Below are 16,931 nucleotides of genomic sequence, written 5' to 3' on the forward strand. Positions count from 1 at the left end.
GCTCCCGAAAAGTCTTTATGTGTAGGATTGTCAGACAATCCTGCGCCCGTTCTTCCCGCCGGACGCACCAACCTTTGTTCTGTCGTCCATCCGCCGGAGGGGATGGCGCGGTAACACCCTGTGTTACACTTCGCGGCCGCACCACCCCTTCGAAAGCGCCCCCGATCACTAAGGACAACCATGACGTTCAAGGCCCCGGACAGCCTGGCTGAGCAGATCGCGCACCACCTTGCCGAACGCATCATCCGGGGCGAACTCAAGGAACGCGAGCGCATCCAGGAACAGAAGGTCACCCAGACCCTCAACGTCAGTCGTGGCTCGGTGCGCGAGGCGCTGCTGATCCTCGAGCGCCGCCATCTGGTGGTGATCCTGCCGCGCCGTGGCGCGCAGGTGTCCGAGCTTTCTGCTGCGCATGTCGAGAGCCTGTATTCGCTGGTCACCGAGCTGTACATCATGCTCGCCAGCAGCGTGGCTCGGACCTGGCGCGAGGAAGGCGATCTGGCGCCCTTCATGGCGATCCAGGGGCGCCTGCTCGACAACCTGGAGCGCGGCGACATCAACGCTTTCGTCGAATCCAGCTTCGACATCATGCGCGCGGCCTTCCCGTTTGCTGCCAACCCCTACCTGCAGGAAACCGTGGAAAACCTCCTGCCGGCCATCAGCCGCACCTATCATCTGGCCCTGGAACGCCGCAAAGGCGAAATGAGCCAGTTCATCGGCAGCTTCGAGCAATTGCTCCGCGCCGTGGTCGGACGTGACGAGGCGGCGATCCGCGAGGTGCTGCTCGACTACAGTCGGCGCAACAGCCAACTGGTCCTGGCCGCGCTGGCCGAACGATAAGCATCCGGGGGAGGGCGCATGCGGCTCAAGTGCATCAAGCTGGCGGGCTTCAAGTCCTTCGTCGACCCGACGACGGTCAGTTTCCCGAGCAACATGGCGGCGGTGGTCGGCCCCAACGGTTGCGGCAAGTCCAACATCATCGACGCCGTTCGCTGGGTAATGGGTGAGAGTTCGGCGAAGAACCTCCGTGGCGAGTCGATGACCGACGTCATCTTCAACGGTTCCAACACCCGCAAGCCGGTGACCCAGGCGTCCATCGAACTGGTGTTCGACAACTCCGACCAGACCCTGCTGGGCGAATACGCCAGCTACACCGAGATTTCCATTCGCCGCCGCGTCACCCGCGACGGCCAGAACACCTACTTCCTCAACGGCACCAAGTGCCGGCGCCGCGACATCACCGACATCTTCCTCGGCACCGGCCTGGGGCCGCGCAGCTACTCGATCATCGAGCAGGGGATGATCTCCAAGCTGATCGAGGCGAAACCCGAGGACCTGCGCAACTTCATCGAGGAAGCCGCCGGCATCTCCAAGTACAAGGAGCGCCGCCGCGAGACCGAGAACCGCATCCGCCGCACTCAGGAAAACCTCGCGCGCCTCACCGACCTGCGCGAAGAGCTGGAACGCCAGCTCGAACGCCTGCACCGCCAGGCCCAGTCGGCGGAGAAGTACCAGGAATTCAAGTCCGAGGAACGCACGCTCAAGGCCCAGCTCGGCGCGCTGCGCTGGCGCGACCTGAACGAGCAGGTCGGGCAGAAGGAGCGGGTGATCGGCGACCAGGAAGTGGCCTTCGAGGCCTTGGTGGCCGAGCAGCGCAGTGCCGACGCCAGCATCGAGCGCCTGCGCGACGGCCACCACGAGCTGTCGGAAAGTTTCAACCAGGTGCAGGGCCGCTTCTACTCCGTGGGCGGCGACATCGCCCGCGTCGAGCAGAGCATCCAGCACGGCCAGCAGCGCCTGCGCCAGTTGCAGGACGACCTGCGCGAGGCGGAGAAATCCCGCCAGGAAACCGAATCCCACCTGGGCCACGACCGCACCCTGCTGTCCACGCTGGTCGAGGAGCTGGAGCGCCTGGCTCCGGAACAGGAAATCAGCGCCGCCGCCGCCGAAGAGGCGACTGTCGGCCTGGAAGACGCCGAGCAGCGTATGCAGGACTGGCAGCAGCGCTGGGATGCCTTCAACCAGCAGAGCGCCGAGCCGCGCCGCGAAGCGGAAGTGCAGCAGTCGCGCATCCAGCACTTGGAGCAGAGCCTGGAGCGCCAGGGCGAACGCCAGCGCCGCCTGAACGACGAGCGTGCGCAACTGGCCGCCGATCCTGAAGATGCCGCGATTCTCGAGCTCGGCGAGCAGGTCGCCGCCATCGAGCTGCTGCTGGAAGAGTCGCAGATCGAAGAACAGGAGCTGGCCGAGCGCCTGGAGCGCGTGCGCCAGTCCCTGCAGGAAAGCACCGCCGCGCAGCACCAGGCGCAGGGCGAATTGCAGCGCCTGAACGGTCGCATCGCCTCGCTGGAAGCCCTGCAGCAGGCCGCACTCGATCCGGGCGACGGCACTGCGCAATGGCTGCGAAACCAAGGGTTGGAGCAACGCCCGCGTCTCGCCGAAGGCCTGCGTGTGCAGCCGGGCTGGGAGCTGGCGGTGGAAACCGTGCTCGGCGCCGACCTGCACGGCGTGCTGTTGGACGATGTGAAAGGGCTGCCGTTCGACGCGTTGGAAAAGGGCGAGCTGCGCCTGCTCGATCTGGCCGCTGGCGCCGTGTCCCGTCCCGGCAGCCTGCTGGACAAGGTCGAGACCAACGTCGACCTGAGCTACTGGCTGGGCCGCGTCCGCCCGGTCGAGAACCTCGACCAGGCGCTAGCCCGGCGCACCTCGCTGGGCGACGGCGAAAGCCTGATCAGCCGCGACGGCTACTGGGTCGGGCGGAATTTCCTCCGCGTGCGCCGTGGCGAATCCGCCGATGGCGGCGTGCTGGCGCGTTGCCAGGAGCTGGAGCGCCTGTACGTCGAGCGCGAGACGCTGGAGCAGCGTCTGGCAGAAATCGAAGAACAGCTGGTACGCCTGCGCGACGAACAGCGTCAGGCCGAGGAAGGTCGCGACCAGGTGCGCCGCCGTCTGCAGGACGAGGGCCGCCGCCAGGGCGAACTGAAGGCGCAGCTGTCGGCGCAGCAGGCCAAGGTCGAACAGTTGACCCTGCGCCGTCGCCGCCTCGACGAAGAACTGGCCGAACTGGCCGAGCAGCACGCCATCGAGCAGGAGCAGCTGGGCGAGGCACGCCTGAGCCTGCAGGAGGCGCTGGATGCGATGGCGGTGGACACCGAGCGCCGTGAGTCGCTGCTGGCGGAGCGCGACGGCATGCGCGAGAAGCTCGACCGCATTCGCCAGGAATCCCGCCAGCACAAGGATCACGCCCATCAGCTGGCCGTGCGCGTCGGCTCCCTGCGCGCCCAGCACGAATCCACCCGCCAGGCGCTGGAGCGCCTGGACAGCCAGGCGGTGCGTCTGGTCGAGCGTTGCGAGCAGCTCAACCTCAACCTGGAGGAGGGCGCCGCGCCCCTGGAAGAGCTGCGCATGCGCCTGGAAGAACTGCTCGACCGGCGCATGGCGGTGGAGGACGAGCTCAAGCACGCGCGCCTGGCGCTGGAAGACGCCGACCGCCAGCTACGCGACGCCGAAAAGCGCCGCACCCAGGCCGAGCAGCAGTCGCAGCTGCTGCGTGGCCAGCTGGAGCAGCAGCGCATGGAGTGGCAGGCCCTCAGCGTGCGGCGCAAGTCGCTGCAGGAGCAGCTTCATGAAGACGGCTACGACCTGCATGGTGTGCTGGCGACCTTGCCCCACGATGCCGCCGAGAAGGTCTGGGAAACCCGCCTGGAAGAACTGGCCGCGCGCATTGGCCGCCTGGGGCCGATCAACCTCGCGGCGATCGAGGAATACCAGCAGCAATCCGAGCGCAAACGCTACCTGGACGACCAGAACGACGACCTGGTGGAGGCGCTGGATACCCTGGAAAACGTGATCCGCAAGATCGACAAGGAAACCCGCAACCGCTTCAAGGAAACCTTCGACCAGATCAATGCTGGCCTTCAGGCATTGTTCCCCAAGGTTTTCGGCGGTGGTCACGCCTATCTGGAACTTACCGGCGAGGATCTACTCGATACCGGGGTGGCAATCATGGCGCGCCCACCGGGCAAGAAGAACAGTACCATCCACCTGCTGTCCGGTGGCGAGAAGGCCCTGACCGCTCTGGCGCTGGTATTTGCGATCTTCCAGCTGAACCCGGCACCGTTCTGCATGCTCGACGAAGTCGACGCGCCGCTGGACGATGCCAACGTCGGCCGTTATGCGCGGCTGGTGAAGGAGATGTCGGAGAAAGTGCAGTTCATCTATATCACCCACAACAAGATCGCCATGGAGATGGCCGATCAACTCATGGGTGTGACGATGCACGAGCCGGGATGTTCGCGACTGGTGGCGGTGGATGTCGAGGAGGCGGTGGCGCTGGCCGAAGCCTGATTTGGATACAACTTGCAAGGCGCTTTCCGGATACTACGCTACGCTTGTAAGGCATTGATTATATTGAGGTAGCCATCGCGACACGGACGAACTCGCGATAGGCTGCGAAAAGTTGCAAAGACCAGGCGGAGTGTCGCCACAAGCAGTGTAAAGTTGCGTGCGAGCGTGTTAGCTTAACGCCCACTTTTGTATCGCGTGGAAAACATCATTCAGAACATGAAGTTGGCTCCACGTTTTCAAGGGATAGGATGTCCTTTTTTTCATCATCATTTTTTGTTCAGGGGCTACGGGATTAGATGGATATCGGTCTGCGCGAATGGCTGATCGTCATTGGGCTTATCGTGATCGCCGGCATTCTGTTCGACGGCTGGCGTCGTATGCGGGGTGGCAAGGGCAAGTTGCGCTTCAAACTGGATCGCCACTTCGCCAACCAGCCCGACGATGGGGATGAAAGCAACCCCGAACTGCTCGGGCCATCCCGCGTGGTCGAGCACCGCGAGCCTGCACTGGACGAGGAAGACCTGCCCAAGGTCAGCGCCAAGGACTCCCGTGGCAAGCGTCGTGGCGAACCGCGCCAGGGCGACCTGAACCTGGACGACCCCGCGCCGAACCTGCTCGGCCCGCTGGATGAGGAAGACTTCCCCAATCCGCTGGACGAAGCCCCGCAGGAGAAGGAAAAGCCCAGGAAGGAGCGCAAGAAGGACAAGGAGCGCGCCGCCGCTCCGGCCGCCGCCGCTTCCTCCGCGCCTCTCGCTCCGGTCGAGGAAGTGCTGATCATCAACGTCATCAGCCGCGACGAGAACGGCTTCAAGGGCCCGGCGCTGCTGCAGAACATCCTGGAAAGCGGCCTGCGCTACGGCGAGATGGACATCTTCCACCGCCACGAGAGCATGGCCGGTAACGGCGAAGTGCTGTTCTCCATGGCCAACGCGGTCAAGCCGGGCACCTTCGATCTGGACAACATCGACCAGTTCAGCACCCGCGCCGTGAGCTTCTTCCTCGGCCTGCCGGGCCCGCGCCATCCCAAGCAGGCGTTCGACGTGATGATCGCCGCCGCCCGCAAGCTGGCCCAGGAGCTCAACGGCGAGTTGAAGGACGAGCAGCGCAGCGTGATGACCGCTCAGACCATCGAGCACTACCGTCAGCGCATCATCGATTTCGAGCGACGCGCCCTGACCCAGAAGCGCTAAGCTTTCCGCACGCTGCACAGAAGCCCCAAGCGACCCTTGGGGCTTTGCGTTTCTAGCCGCAACCCTCAAGCAGAAAAAGCCGCCCGAGATTCCCGCATGACCGATTCCCAGACCGCTGCCGAACGCATCGCCCAGCTGCGCAGCGAGCTCGACGACCACAACTACCGCTACTACGTGCTCGACGAGCCCTGCGTGCCGGACGCCGAGTACGACCGCCTGTTCCGCGAGCTGAAGGCGCTGGAAGTCGAGCATCCCGAGCTGATCACCCCCGAGTCGCCGACCCAGCGTGTCGGCGGGGCGGCGGCTTCGGCCTTCGGCGAGGTACGCCACGAGGTGCCGATGCTAAGCCTGGGCAACGCCTTCGAAGAACAGGATCTGAACGACTTCGACCGCCGCGTTCGCGAAGGCCTGGCCGACCAGCTGCCGTCCTCCGACCTGTTCGGCGGCGGCGCCGAGGTGGAGTACAGCTGCGAGCCCAAGCTCGATGGCCTGGCAGTCAGCCTGTTGTACGAAAACGGCTTGCTCACCCGTGGTGCCACCCGTGGCGACGGCACCACCGGCGAAGACATCAGTGTCAACGTGCGTACCATCCGCAACGTGCCGCTGCGCCTGCAGGGCGAAGGTTGGCCTGCGGTGCTGGAAGTGCGCGGCGAGGTCTTCATGTCCAAGGCCGGTTTCGACGCGCTCAACGAGCGGCAGATGGAAGCCGGCGGCAAGACCTTCGCCAACCCCCGCAACGCCGCGGCCGGCAGCCTGCGCCAGCTGGACTCGAAAATCACCGCCAGCCGTCCGCTGGAGTTCTGCTGCTACGGCTTTGGCCGCGTCGAGGGTGGCGCGCTGCCCGGTACCCAGGTCGATATCCTTGAGGCCCTGAAGGGCTGGGGCATCCCGATCAGCCGCGAGCTGAAGCTGGCCAGGGGCGTCGAGGGCTGCCGCGCCTATTACGAAGACATCGGCAACCGCCGCGACAGCCTCGCCTACGAGATCGACGGCGTGGTGTTCAAGGTCAACCGCATCGACTTCCAGCGCGAACTGGGCTTCCGTGCCCGCGAGCCGCGCTGGGCCATTGCCCACAAGTTCCCGGCGCGCGAAGAGCTGACCGAACTGCTGGACGTGGAATTCCAGGTCGGCCGTACCGGTGCCGTGACACCCGTGGCACGCCTGAAGCCGGTGCAGGTGGCTGGCGTGACCGTGTCCAACGCCACCCTGCACAACATGGATGAAGTGGCCCGCCTGGGGCTGATGATCGGCGACACCGTAATCATCCGCCGCGCCGGCGACGTGATCCCGCAAGTCATGCAAGTGGTCACCGAGCGCCGCCCGGCGGATGCGCGCCCGGTGGAGATTCCCACCCATTGCCCGGTGTGCGGCTCGCAGGTCGAGCGGACCCAGCTGGTCAAGCGCAGCAAGGGCAAGGAGTCGGTCAGCGAAGGCGCCATCTACCGTTGCGTCGGCCGGCTGTTCTGCCAGGCGCAGCTCAAGCAGGCGATCATCCACTTCGTGTCGCGTCGCGCCATGGACATCGATGGCCTCGGCGACAAGATCGTCGAGCAACTGGTGGACAAGGGACTGGTGAAGTCGCCGGCCGACCTCTACACGCTCACCTATGAGCAGGTCATCGAGCTGGAAGGCTTCGCCGAAGTCTCCACGCGCAACCTGCTGGGCTCCATTGCCGAGAGCCGCAAGCCGAGCTTGGCGCGCTTCGTCTTCGCCCTGGGTATCCCGGACGTGGGTGAGGAGACCGCCAAGCTGCTGGCCCGCTCCCTGGGCTCCCTGGCGCGCATCCAGAAGGCGCTGCCGGAGGTGCTGACCTACCTGCCGGACGTGGGTGCGGAAGTGGCCTACGAGATCCACAATTTCTTCGATGACGAGCACAACCGTACCGTCATCGCCGAGCTGCTCGATCCGGACCACGGCATCCAGTTGCAGGAGGAGGGCGAGGTTTCCGCCGAGTTCGCCGCCTGCGCGACCCTGGCCGGGTTCATCGACAAGCTGAACATCCCCTTCATCGCCGCCACTGGCGCCGAGAAGCTGGCCGACAAGACCGGCAGCCTCGATGCGCTGATCAGCCTCAGCCAGGACTGGTTGGACCTCAGCACCCTCAAGGGGGTGAACGAGAAGGCCAAGCAGTCCGTGCGCGAATACTTCGCCGACGTCGCTCGCGTGGAGCGCGCCAGGGCCGTCGAAGCGCAGCTGCTGGAATTCGGCATGCACTGGCACAGCGAGCGCAAGGTGGTCGAAGGCCTGCCGCTGGCCGGCCAGACCTGGGTGCTTACCGGCACCCTGGAGGCGATGAGCCGCGACGTCGCCAAGGAAAAGCTCGAAAGCCTGGGCGCCAAGGTGGCCGGCTCGGTCTCGGCCAAGACCCATTGCGTGGTCGCCGGACCGGGAGCGGGTTCAAAGTTGGCTAAGGCCCAGGAACTTGGCGTCGCCGTGATGGACGAAGAGCAGCTGGTCAAGCTGCTGGCCGACCACGGCCTCGGCGCCTGACACGCCTTTCTTCCGATCAAAGAATCAAGATCAATGCATCAAGGAGTTATTCCATGCCCATGACCAAGGACCAACTGGTTCGCGACATCGCCGAATCCCTCGACCTGACCCAGGCCGCCGTGCGTGGCGTGTTCGAGCAGCTGGCGCAGATCGCCCAGGACGCCCTGGAGAACGACGGCGAACTGACCCTGCCGGGGATCGGCAAGCTCAAGGTCAGCGAGCGCGCCGCCCGCACCGGCCGTAACCCGCAGACCGGCAAGACCATCGAGATCGCCGCGAAGAAGGCTGTGCGCCTGGTGCCGGCCAAGGCCCTGGTCGACAGCCTGAACTGATCGGCAGGCCCGCCCCACGCAAAACGGGGCGGGCCGTCCGTTTACGGAGTGCAAGATGGACAAGGCAAGAAAGCAGCGCCTGCTCGGCGTGGCGGCGCTGGTGCTGATGTTCGGGGGCTACGTGGCCTGGACCGAGCGCCCGCAGATCGTCCTGCATTACGAAGGGCAGGGCGGGGCGTCGATGAGCTACAGCTTCAAGGAAAACGGTGAGGAAACGCTCGCTGGTGAGATCAAGCCTGGCGAAGCGCGTGTATTCCCGCTGCGGCTGTGGCGCACGGGCGAATACCGCGTGGCTTTCCAGTTTCACGAGGGCGCGGAGCGCTACTCTACCTTCAGTACCCGCCCGGGCTACAGCAAGATGGACCTGTTCATCGGGCCGAACCTGGAAGTCTCCACCCAGCCTCGGCCCGAAGGGCTGATTCAGGCGCAGTAACGCCTGCTACAGGTACTCGGCTACCAGCACCACGTTTCGTTCGGCGCTGACAGCGGCGTTTGCCGTCATGGCGCGGATGACGCTGTCGGTACCGCCGGTGGCCGTGACTCCCGGACCCAGCGCATGCCCTTTGGTGTCCGTCAGCTGGTAGTGCTTGCTGGGCAGTGCGCCCCTCGGCTCGTTCAGTTGCAGGAACATTGCCTGGTTGCAGTGGCGCACCTGGACCTGGGCGCTGCTGGCGGTCGCGTCCGTCAGCTGGAATTGGCAGCCGTCTTCGACAACGGCGCCAGTGAACTGGACCACGCCGCCGGCGGCCATGAGCTGACTGCTGAATAGCGCGGCCAGTAGGGTGGTGCATCGCAGGGCAATCGGCATGTCGGCATTCCTCGCTCGGTAATGGCCGCCACGGAAGGGCGCGCCGTTTCCGAAGCTTCGGCGCTGGTGGAGATTTTTGTAGGGCAATTCTTCGATTTATTGCGTCGATTCGTGAATCGCATCAGGAATTGCCTGACGGATGCACCTAAGTGCTTGAAGTGCTTGTAACTTGCGAACAAGCCGCTACAATGGCGCGGCTCGCTGATCTGGCGAGATTCGCGATGGTGGCCCTGTCGGTCCCCCCGCAACGATTACTCGCTTACCTGGTCAGGTCCGGAAGGAAGCAGCCAAGGCGGGGACATTGTGTGCCGGGGTGTGGCTGGCGGGGCCGCCTCCATTTCAGGGTCAGGAAAATCGCTCCGTCGTCCCGGGCGTCGAGCACTGGCCATTGTGCAGCGCCGCATCCTTTCAGCGTCTCGTCACCTCAACGGCTTGGTCATCTCACCGATAGTGACTGAGGATCCGTTCGATCTCCCCGGAAGCCTTCAATGCCGCCAGCGCCGAAAGGACTTCGTCGGCGGGTTCTTCCGGGCTGTCCAGCACCAGGCATGACAGAGGGGTTTCCTCGATGATGCTGGCGGGTGTCAGGCGCTGATCCTGGGGTAAGGAACGGTTGAACCAGTCCAGGGCGATTTCGCTGCTGATTGCGTACGGGTAACGGCCAATTTGCAGCTTTTTCAGGACCAGCTCCTGGTTGCGCGCTTCGTCGCGGGTCGCCCGGCCACTGTCCAGCACCGGCTGCAAACGCGGGTAGTGGTAGCCGAGCACGGTACCGATGGCCTGGCCGGACAGGCTCTGCAGGTCGCCCTTGAGGCCGGCACGGCTGACCAGCAGGTCGCGCTGGGTCATCAGCGGTACGCTCCAGCGGTAATCGTGAAAGTCGTGCTCGGTCCAGGCCGGCGCTACGTAGCAGCGCACGTCCACCGTATGACTGAGCAATGCCTGTTCCACGCGGGCGCGGGGCAGGATATGAAAGACCGGCTCCCGGTGTACCTGGTGGGCGATCTCGGTGAACAGTTCGAGGAGAATGCCGCCGGTCAGCTTGCCGTCTTCGATTCGTGCCAGGGGCATCGCCCAGCTGTCGACCACCGAGAAGCGCAGGGGGCGTTCCTCGGCAAGGGCGGCGGCAGAGCTGAACAGCAGGGCAATGGCGAGCAGGCGCATCTAGACTCCGATGGCGGCGTGGTGGCGACACAATGCCTGTACGGATCGGGAGTTGCCAAGATGTACCAACGGCCAGAACGGACATCGGGTGCAATTTACGGTCCGCTTCGCTAGGATTAGCCCACTTCTGCTTACCTGTCGCGATGGATATCAATGAGTTATCAGGTTCTTGCCCGCAAATGGCGTCCGCGTTCGTTCCGCGAAATGGTCGGCCAGACCCATGTGCTCAAGGCCTTGATCAACGCGCTGGACAACCAGCGCCTGCACCACGCCTACCTGTTCACCGGTACCCGTGGCGTGGGCAAGACCACCATCGCGCGCATTCTGGCCAAGTGCCTGAATTGCGAGACCGGCGTCAGCTCGACTCCGTGCGGGCAGTGCTCGGTCTGCCGCGAGATCGATGAAGGTCGCTTCGTCGACTTGATCGAAGTCGACGCCGCGAGCCGCACCAAGGTCGAGGACACCCGCGAGCTGCTCGATAACGTGCAGTACTCGCCGACCCGTGGGCGCTACAAGGTCTACCTGATCGACGAAGTGCACATGCTCTCCAGCCACAGCTTCAACGCCCTGTTGAAGACCCTGGAGGAGCCGCCGCCCCACGTGAAGTTCCTGCTCGCCACCACCGACCCGCAGAAGCTGCCGGTCACCATTCTCTCGCGCTGCCTGCAGTTCTCCCTGAAGAACATGCCGCCGGAGCGGGTGGTGGAGCACCTGACCCACGTGCTGGGCGCCGAGAACGTTCCCTTCGAGGAAGATGCCCTGTGGCTGCTCGGCCGCGCCGCCGACGGCTCCATGCGCGATGCCATGAGCCTCACCGACCAGGCCATCGCCTTCGGCGAGGGCAAGGTGCTGGCCGCCGACGTGCGCGCCATGCTCGGTACCCTGGATCATGGCCAGGTCTACGGCGTGCTCCATGCCTTGCTTGAAGGCGATGCCCGCGCGCTGCTCGAAGCGGTGCGCCACCTGGCCGAGCAAGGCCCGGACTGGGGCGGCGTGCTGGCTGAAATGCTCAACGTGCTGCACCGCGTGGCCATCGCCCAGGCGCTGCCCGAGGCGGTGGACAATGGCCAGGGCGACCGCGACCGCGTGTTGGCGCTGGCCCAGGCATTGCCCGCCGAGGACGTGCAGTTCTACTACCAGATGGGCCTGATCGGCCGACGCGACCTGCCGCTGGCGCCCGACCCCCGTGGCGGCTTCGAGATGGTGCTGCTGCGTATGCTGGCCTTCCGCCCGGCCGATGCCGAGGGCGCACCGAGGTCCCCACTAAAGGACCTGGGGATCAGCAAGGCCACGGCTGATTCCAACCCGAACCCAGTGGCCGGCGCCGCCGTTGCGGCGCCGGTTGCATCCATTGCTCCGCCGCCCGTTGCCGCGCCTGCTGCTCCGGTAGCCGAGGTCGCGCCGGCTGCCGCCGTGCTTCAGCCACAAGCGGCTCCGGCTCCGGTCGTGGAGGCTGAGCCTGTTGCTGCTCCTGCGCCGGTGGTCGAATCGGCTCCTGTTCCGGTCGAACCCCTGCCGGAAGTGGCCGTCGTGGCCGAGCCTGTTGCGCCCGCCGTCGAGCCGGAACCGCCCGTTGCCGAGGCGCCGGTCGACCTGCCGTGGGACGAGCCCGCCGCGCCGGTTGCCGTCGCTCCCGCGCCAGTCGAGCCTGCTGCACCTGCACCTGCACCTGCACCTGCACCTGCTGCGGCTGCGCCTGCTCCGGCGCCGGTTGAAGCGCCCGCTCCAGTCGTGGCCGAGGCCACGGCCGAAGATGACGATCGCGACGACGAGCCGCCGCCCGCCGAGGACTACTACGAAGTCGACATGGAGTCCTACGGCTACCTGGAGAGCGAAGCGCAGCAGGAGGCCGTCGAGCCGGAACCCGAGCCCGCTGCCATGCCTGCGACCGGTCTCGCCGCCGAGTGGCTGGAGCTGTTCCCGCGCCTGGGCCTGGCCGGCATGACCGCCAGCATCGGCGCCAACTGCACCCTGGTGGCGGTGGACGGCGACAACTGGCACCTGCACCTGGACCCGGGGCAGAGCGCGCTGTTCAACCCCAACCAGCAGCGTCGCCTGAACGATGCGCTGAACCAGTTCCACGGCCGTACCCTGACCCTGCAGGTGACCCTGCAGAAGCCCGAGCAGGAAACCCCGGCCCAGGCCGCCGCGCGCAAGCGCGCCGAGCGTCAGCGCCAGGCCGAGGCATCCATCGCCGCCGACCCCTACGTGCTGCAGATGAAACAACAGTTCGCCGCGGTCGTCCGCGACGGTACCATCGAACCCCTGGAGGCGAAGGCTTGACCGCCTGCGCCGACGACTGAACGAATCGAGGAACTCGACATGATGAAAGGTGGCATGGCCGGCCTGATGAAGCAGGCCCAGCAGATGCAGGAAAAGATGCAGAAGATGCAGGAAGAGCTGGCCAACGCCGAAGTGACCGGCCAGTCCGGCGCCGGCCTGGTGAGTGTGGTGATGACCGGTCGCCACGACGTCAAGCGCGTCAGCCTCGACGACAGCCTGATGCAGGAGGACAAGGAAATCCTCGAAGACCTGATCGCCGCCGCGGTGAACGATGCCGTGCGCAAGATCGAGCAGAACAACCAGGAGAAGATGTCCGGCATGACTGCTGGCATGCAGCTCCCGCCCGGCTTCAAGATGCCATTCTGATCCACGCGTTATCCTGATCTGTAGGAGCGAGCTTGCTCGCGAACGCTCTTCCAGCCCTCGTGGCTCGGCAAGGGTTCGCGAGCAAGCTCGCTCCTACAGTCGTTCTAACCTTCCAGAAACCTGAGATTGCCGCATGAGCTTCAGCCCGCTGATCCGCCAACTGATCGACGCCCTGCGCATCCTGCCCGGAGTGGGGCAGAAGAGTGCCCAGCGCATGGCGCTGCAGCTGCTGGAGCGTGACCGCAGCGGCGGCCTGCGCCTGGCCCAGGCGCTGACCCAGGCGATGGAGGGCGTTGGCCACTGCAAGCAATGCCGTACCCTGTCCGAAGACGAGTTCTGCCCCCAGTGCTCCGACCCGCGCCGCGACGACAGCCTGCTGTGCGTGGTGGAGGGCCCGCTGGACGTGTTCGCCGTCGAGCAGACCGGTTATCGCGGGCGCTATTTCGTGCTCAAGGGCCATCTCTCGCCGCTGGACGGCCTCGGCCCGGAAGCCATCGGCATTCCCGAGCTGGAAGCGCGGATCAAGGCCGGCAGTTTCAGCGAGGTCATCCTCGCCACCAACCCGACGGTGGAAGGCGAGGCGACCGCCCATTACATCGCCCAGCTGCTCGGTGGCGGCGGCCTGGTCCTGTCGCGCATCGCCCATGGCGTACCGCTGGGCGGCGAACTGGAGCTGGTGGACGGCGGCACCCTGGCACACGCCCTGGCGGGCCGCCGCCCCATCAGTCATTAAGTTCGCGCCAGGCGCTCCAGCGCCGGTGCGTCCATTTCGTAGGCCAACCATTTCCGTTCGCGCCGGCCGCCAAGGCGTCCGTAGAAGCGCTCGGCCGCGTCGTTGCCGGCCAGGACGTCCCAGAGCAGCCGTCCAGCGCCCCGGTCCCGTGCCCAGCTCGCCACACACTGCATGAGCCGCTCACCGATTCCGCGGTTGCGTCCATTCTCCGCGACATACAGTTCCTTCAGCCGCACAGTCGGGCGCAGGTCGTAGGTGAAAGGAATGCTCAGCGCGACGGCATAGCCCTGCAGCGTGTCCGATTCGGCGACGAACACCTGGCATTGCGCTGCCGGCCCGAAAGCGCGGAGGTGCAATGCTTCGGCGTCCACCGCGAACTCGTCGAGATACCCCTCGAACGCCGCCAGCGCGCGCATCAGTTCGAGCAGGGCCGGAACATCCTCCGGCCTTGCCGTGCGGACCTTCAGCATGCGCAGGCGATGCCTTCGCCACCCTGGCGCAGTGGGTCGCCTGTTACGCCGACCAGGGCCAGGCCTTCATCTAGCCAACCAGTCACGCCACCGATCATCTCTTTCACCGGCAGGCCCAGTGCGGCGAGCTTCGCGGCTGCGCGGTGCACGCCGTTGCAGTGCGGGCCGGCGCAATAGACGACGAACAGGGTGCCAGACGGAAACTGCGCCATGCGCCGCGCATCGATCTCCCGTGTGGGCAGGTTCAGCGCGCCGGGCACATGGCCGCGGGCGAAGGCGGCGGCGTTGCGCACATCCAGCAGGACGAAATCCTGTTCGCCGTTCCGCAGGGCGTGGTTGACGTCCGAGCAGTCGGTCTCGAAGGCCAGCCGGCGGCTGAAGTGGGCGAGGGCATCGGTGGGCAGGGCGGCGGGGATCTGGCTGACAAGGCTGGGCATGGTGAGGCTCCTGTGGAAGAGGGAGCCACTGTAAGACTGGCTAAAAGACCGCTACAGTGGCGCTCTGGACAGTGATCGGAAGTTTTCCGCCAAATGCAGCGTGATCCCCTGGAGGTCGCCGTTCTCGCCTACGACGGCCTGTGCACCTTCGAATTCGGCATCGCCGTGGAAATCTTCGGCCTGCCGCGCCCGGAGTTCGATTTTCCCTGGTATCGCCAGCGCATCGTTGCTGTGGACGAGGGACCGATGCGCGCGCTGGGTGGCGTGCGGGTGCTGGCCGACGCCGGCCAGGAGGCGATGGCGACGGCCGGCACCATCATCGTTCCCGGCTGGCGCAATCGCGCCGAGGCGCCACCGGCCGCGCTGGTCGCGGCACTGCAAAGGGCATATGCCGAAGGCGCTCGGTTGCTCTCGATCTGCTCCGGCGTCTTTGTCCTGGCCGCTTCCGGGCTGCTCGATGGCCAGCGGGCGACCACGCACTGGCGCTATTCCCGGGAGTTGGCCGAGCGATTCCCCGCCATCGAGGTCGATGCCCAGGTGCTCTATGTGGATGCCGGTCAAGTGATCACTTCCGCCGGCAGCGCGGCCGGTATCGACGCCTGCCTGCATCTGGTGGCGCGGGATTTCGGCGCGCAGGTCGCCAACACCGTCGCGCGCCGGCTGGTGATGTCGCCGCAGCGCGGAGGCGGACAGGCGCAGTTCATTCCCGCGCCGGTGGCGAAGGCGTCCCGGCATGACCTCGCTGGGCTGCTGGATTGGGCCCGGCAGCGGCTGGACCGGTCGATTTCCGTGGGCGAGCTGGCGGGCCGCATGGCAATGAGCGAGCGCACCTTCCTGCGCCGTTTCAGCGAAGCGACCGGCATGACGCCCAAGGCCTGGCTGCAGCACGAGCGCATGCTTCGCGCCCGCGAGCTGCTGGAGAGCAGCGCTGACAGCGTCGAGCGGATCGCCGAGCAATGCGGCTTCGGCACCGTGGAAAGCTTCCGCAACGCGTTCCGTAGCGCGGCGGGGGTAGCACCTTCGGCGTACCGCGAGCGGTTCGGGACGGCGCATCTGTCCTAGCCGATGGCGGGTGTCTCGCCTTGTAAACCAAGCAAGCGCTCGGTAAGTTTTCAGGCAAATCGCCTGGAGCCTTGCCATGTCCGTGTTCACCGAATACTTCGATGACAGCCACCGCCTGGTCCGCGACAGCGTGCGGCGCTTCGTCGAGCGGGAAATCCTGCCCCACGTCGCCGAGTGGGAGGAAGCCGAAGAATTTCCCCGCGAGCTGTACCGCAAGGCGGGCGAGGCCGGCATCCTCGGCATCGGCTACCCCGAAGCGCTGGGCGGCAGCCACGAGGGCGACCTGTTCGCCAAGGTGGCGGCCAGCGAGGAGTTGATGCGTTGTGGCTCCGGAGGGTTGGTGGCGGGCCTGGGCTCGCTGGACATCGGCCTGCCGCCGCTGATCAAGTGGGGCCGCCCGGAGCTGCGCGAGCGCATCGCGCCGCAGGTCCTGTCCGGCGAGAAGATCATGGCGTTGGCGGTCACCGAGCCGTCCGGCGGCTCCGACGTTGCCAGCCTGAAGACCCGCGCCGTGCGCGATGGTGACCACTACCGTGTAAGCGGCAGCAAGACCTTCATCACCAGCGGCGTGCGCGCCGACTACTACACCGTGGCCGTGCGCACCGGCGGCGACGGCTTCGGCGGCGTCAGCCTGTTGCTGGTGGAGAAGGGCACGCCGGGCTTCAGCGTCAGCCGCAAGCTGAAGAAGATGGGCTGGTGGGCCTCCGACACCGCCGAGCTGTTCTTCGATGATTGCAAGGTGCCCGCGCAGAACCTGATCGGCGCCGAGAACATGGGCTTCGCCTGCATCATGGCGAACTTCCAGAGCGAGCGCCTGGCGCTGGCGATCATGGCCAACATGACCGCGCAGCTGGCGCTGGACGAAGCCCTGGCCTGGTGCCGCGAGCGTGAGGCCTTCGGCAAGCCGATCGGCAAATTCCAGGTGCTCAAGCATCGGCTGGCGGAGATGGCCACCCAGGTCGAAGTTTCCCGCGAGTTCACCTACCGCCAGGCGGCGAAGATGGCCGCCGGCAAGAGCGTGATCAAGGAAATCTCCATGGCCAAGAACTTTGCTACCGACGTCGCCGACCGGGTGACCTACGACGCGGTACAGGCCCTGGGCGGCATGGGCTACATGCGCGAGAGCCTGGTGGAGCGGCTGTACCGCGACAACCGCATCCTCTCCATCGGCGGCGGTACGCGGGAGATCATGAATGAGATCATTGCCAAGCAGATGGGGCTGTAGGAGAGCGTGCCAGTGGGGTTGTTC

General features: G+C 65.8%; 15 protein-coding genes and 1 other RNA gene. 12 read left to right on the forward strand and 4 right to left on the reverse strand.

What is annotated here, in order from left to right; genetic code table 11:
• Positions 1-180: 180 nt before the first annotated feature.
• The 6 genes from ACNFBT_RS05150 to ACNFBT_RS05175 all read left to right on the forward strand — a co-directional run bounded on the left by ACNFBT_RS05150 (position 181) and on the right by ACNFBT_RS05175 (position 8,792).
• The gene (locus tag ACNFBT_RS05150; protein WP_416747032.1) at positions 181-840 is read left to right on the forward strand and encodes a GntR family transcriptional regulator; all 660 of its coding nucleotides are present in this window, start codon (positions 181-183) and stop codon (positions 838-840) included.
• An 18-nt stretch (positions 841-858) separates the two neighbouring features.
• Entirely contained in the window at positions 859-4,347 is a 3,489-nt protein-coding gene (gene smc, locus ACNFBT_RS05155) for a chromosome segregation protein SMC (RefSeq protein ID WP_416747033.1), read from the forward strand.
• A gap of 296 nt (positions 4,348-4,643) precedes the next feature.
• Entirely contained in the window at positions 4,644-5,537 is an 894-nt protein-coding gene (gene zipA / locus ACNFBT_RS05160) for a cell division protein ZipA (RefSeq protein WP_416747035.1), read from the forward strand.
• 96 nt (positions 5,538-5,633) lie between these two features.
• Entirely contained in the window at positions 5,634-8,027 is a 2,394-nt protein-coding gene (gene ligA / locus ACNFBT_RS05165; RefSeq protein WP_416747037.1) for an NAD-dependent DNA ligase LigA, read from the forward strand.
• 29 nt (positions 8,028-8,056) lie between these two features.
• On the forward strand, positions 8,057-8,359 hold the full coding sequence (locus ACNFBT_RS05170) for an HU family DNA-binding protein (protein ID WP_416747211.1): 303 nt from the start codon (positions 8,057-8,059) through the stop codon (positions 8,357-8,359).
• A 55-nt stretch (positions 8,360-8,414) separates the two neighbouring features.
• Positions 8,415-8,792 carry a hypothetical protein gene (locus ACNFBT_RS05175; RefSeq protein WP_416747039.1) on the forward strand — a complete coding sequence of 126 codons (378 nt, stop codon included), beginning with the start codon at positions 8,415-8,417 and terminating at the stop codon, positions 8,790-8,792.
• Between the two features lie 6 nt (positions 8,793-8,798).
• Here the strand turns inward: ACNFBT_RS05175 and ACNFBT_RS05180 are convergent, their stop codons facing one another.
• A complete protein-coding gene (locus tag ACNFBT_RS05180; RefSeq protein WP_416747041.1) occupies positions 8,799-9,167 on the reverse strand; it encodes a hypothetical protein in 369 nt (122 codons plus the stop codon).
• 231 nt (positions 9,168-9,398) lie between these two features.
• On the opposite strand from ACNFBT_RS05180, the gene ffs reads away from it, so the two are divergent.
• Positions 9,399-9,495, forward strand: an RNA gene (ffs, locus tag ACNFBT_RS05185) — signal recognition particle sRNA small type.
• Between the two features lie 113 nt (positions 9,496-9,608).
• Here ffs and ACNFBT_RS05190 read toward each other — a convergent pair.
• Positions 9,609-10,331 carry a substrate-binding periplasmic protein gene (locus ACNFBT_RS05190; RefSeq protein WP_416747043.1) on the reverse strand — a complete coding sequence of 241 codons (723 nt, stop codon included), beginning with the start codon at positions 10,329-10,331 and terminating at the stop codon, positions 9,609-9,611.
• Positions 10,332-10,484: 153 nt separating this feature from the next.
• On the opposite strand from ACNFBT_RS05190, the gene dnaX reads away from it, so the two are divergent.
• The 3 genes from dnaX to recR all read left to right on the forward strand — a co-directional run bounded on the left by dnaX (position 10,485) and on the right by recR (position 13,713).
• Complete coding sequence (gene dnaX, locus ACNFBT_RS05195; RefSeq protein WP_416747045.1) at positions 10,485-12,614, forward strand: DNA polymerase III subunit gamma/tau; 2,130 nt, start codon at positions 10,485-10,487, stop codon at positions 12,612-12,614.
• 39 nt (positions 12,615-12,653) lie between these two features.
• Positions 12,654-12,980, forward strand: a complete 327-nt coding sequence (locus tag ACNFBT_RS05200; RefSeq protein ID WP_017516839.1) for a YbaB/EbfC family nucleoid-associated protein — start codon at positions 12,654-12,656, stop codon at positions 12,978-12,980.
• Positions 12,981-13,113: 133 nt separating this feature from the next.
• Positions 13,114-13,713 carry a recombination mediator RecR gene (recR, locus tag ACNFBT_RS05205; protein ID WP_416747048.1) on the forward strand — a complete coding sequence of 200 codons (600 nt, stop codon included), beginning with the start codon at positions 13,114-13,116 and terminating at the stop codon, positions 13,711-13,713.
• On the opposite strand, the gene ACNFBT_RS05210 is transcribed toward recR, so the two are convergent.
• Both ACNFBT_RS05210 and ACNFBT_RS05215 read right to left on the reverse strand, forming a co-directional pair.
• On the reverse strand, positions 13,710-14,183 hold the full coding sequence (locus ACNFBT_RS05210) for a GNAT family N-acetyltransferase (RefSeq protein ID WP_416747050.1): 474 nt from the start codon (positions 14,181-14,183) through the stop codon (positions 13,710-13,712). The genes recR and ACNFBT_RS05210 overlap by 4 nt on opposite strands.
• The gene (locus ACNFBT_RS05215) at positions 14,177-14,620 is read right to left on the reverse strand and encodes a rhodanese-like domain-containing protein (protein WP_416747052.1); all 444 of its coding nucleotides are present in this window, start codon (positions 14,618-14,620) and stop codon (positions 14,177-14,179) included. Before ACNFBT_RS05215 ends, ACNFBT_RS05210 begins: the two co-directional genes overlap by 7 nt.
• Before the next feature lie 93 nt (positions 14,621-14,713).
• Here ACNFBT_RS05215 and ftrA point away from each other — a divergent pair, with 93 nt between their 5' ends.
• Both ftrA and ACNFBT_RS05225 read left to right on the forward strand, forming a co-directional pair.
• Positions 14,714-15,682 (forward strand): transcriptional regulator FtrA, encoded by a 969-nt coding sequence (gene ftrA, locus ACNFBT_RS05220; protein WP_416747054.1) that lies wholly within the window; start codon positions 14,714-14,716, stop codon positions 15,680-15,682.
• Between the two features lie 76 nt (positions 15,683-15,758).
• Positions 15,759-16,907 (forward strand): acyl-CoA dehydrogenase family protein, encoded by a 1,149-nt coding sequence (locus ACNFBT_RS05225; protein WP_416747056.1) that lies wholly within the window; start codon positions 15,759-15,761, stop codon positions 16,905-16,907.
• Positions 16,908-16,931 lie beyond the last annotated feature (24 nt).

Origin of the sequence: Pseudomonas sp. NY15181 (assembly GCF_048068055.1) — a bacterium.
Taxonomy (GTDB): Bacteria; Pseudomonadota; Gammaproteobacteria; order Pseudomonadales; family Pseudomonadaceae; genus Pseudomonas.

Excerpts from the sequence above, each read along its gene's own strand:
- zipA (WP_416747035.1), top strand. The coding sequence starts at position 4,644 with ATGGATATCGGTCTGCGCGAATGGCTGATCGTCATTGGGCTTATCGTG.
- ACNFBT_RS05225 (WP_416747056.1), top strand. The coding sequence starts at position 15,759 with ATGTCCGTGTTCACCGAATACTTCGATGACAGCCACCGCCTGGTCCGC.
- ACNFBT_RS05175 (WP_416747039.1), top strand. The coding sequence starts at position 8,415 with ATGGACAAGGCAAGAAAGCAGCGCCTGCTCGGCGTGGCGGCGCTGGTG.
- ACNFBT_RS05215 (WP_416747052.1), bottom strand. The coding sequence starts at position 14,620 with ATGCCCAGCCTTGTCAGCCAGATCCCCGCCGCCCTGCCCACCGATGCC.
- ACNFBT_RS05190 (WP_416747043.1), bottom strand. The coding sequence starts at position 10,331 with ATGCGCCTGCTCGCCATTGCCCTGCTGTTCAGCTCTGCCGCCGCCCTT.
- smc (WP_416747033.1), top strand. The coding sequence starts at position 859 with ATGCGGCTCAAGTGCATCAAGCTGGCGGGCTTCAAGTCCTTCGTCGAC.
- ACNFBT_RS05150 (WP_416747032.1), top strand. The coding sequence starts at position 181 with ATGACGTTCAAGGCCCCGGACAGCCTGGCTGAGCAGATCGCGCACCAC.
- ACNFBT_RS05200 (WP_017516839.1), top strand. The coding sequence starts at position 12,654 with ATGATGAAAGGTGGCATGGCCGGCCTGATGAAGCAGGCCCAGCAGATG.
- dnaX (WP_416747045.1), top strand. The coding sequence starts at position 10,485 with ATGAGTTATCAGGTTCTTGCCCGCAAATGGCGTCCGCGTTCGTTCCGC.
- ACNFBT_RS05180 (WP_416747041.1), bottom strand. The coding sequence starts at position 9,167 with ATGCCGATTGCCCTGCGATGCACCACCCTACTGGCCGCGCTATTCAGC.
- ACNFBT_RS05210 (WP_416747050.1), bottom strand. The coding sequence starts at position 14,183 with ATGCTGAAGGTCCGCACGGCAAGGCCGGAGGATGTTCCGGCCCTGCTC.
- ftrA (WP_416747054.1), top strand. The coding sequence starts at position 14,714 with ATGCAGCGTGATCCCCTGGAGGTCGCCGTTCTCGCCTACGACGGCCTG.
- recR (WP_416747048.1), top strand. The coding sequence starts at position 13,114 with ATGAGCTTCAGCCCGCTGATCCGCCAACTGATCGACGCCCTGCGCATC.
- ligA (WP_416747037.1), top strand. The coding sequence starts at position 5,634 with ATGACCGATTCCCAGACCGCTGCCGAACGCATCGCCCAGCTGCGCAGC.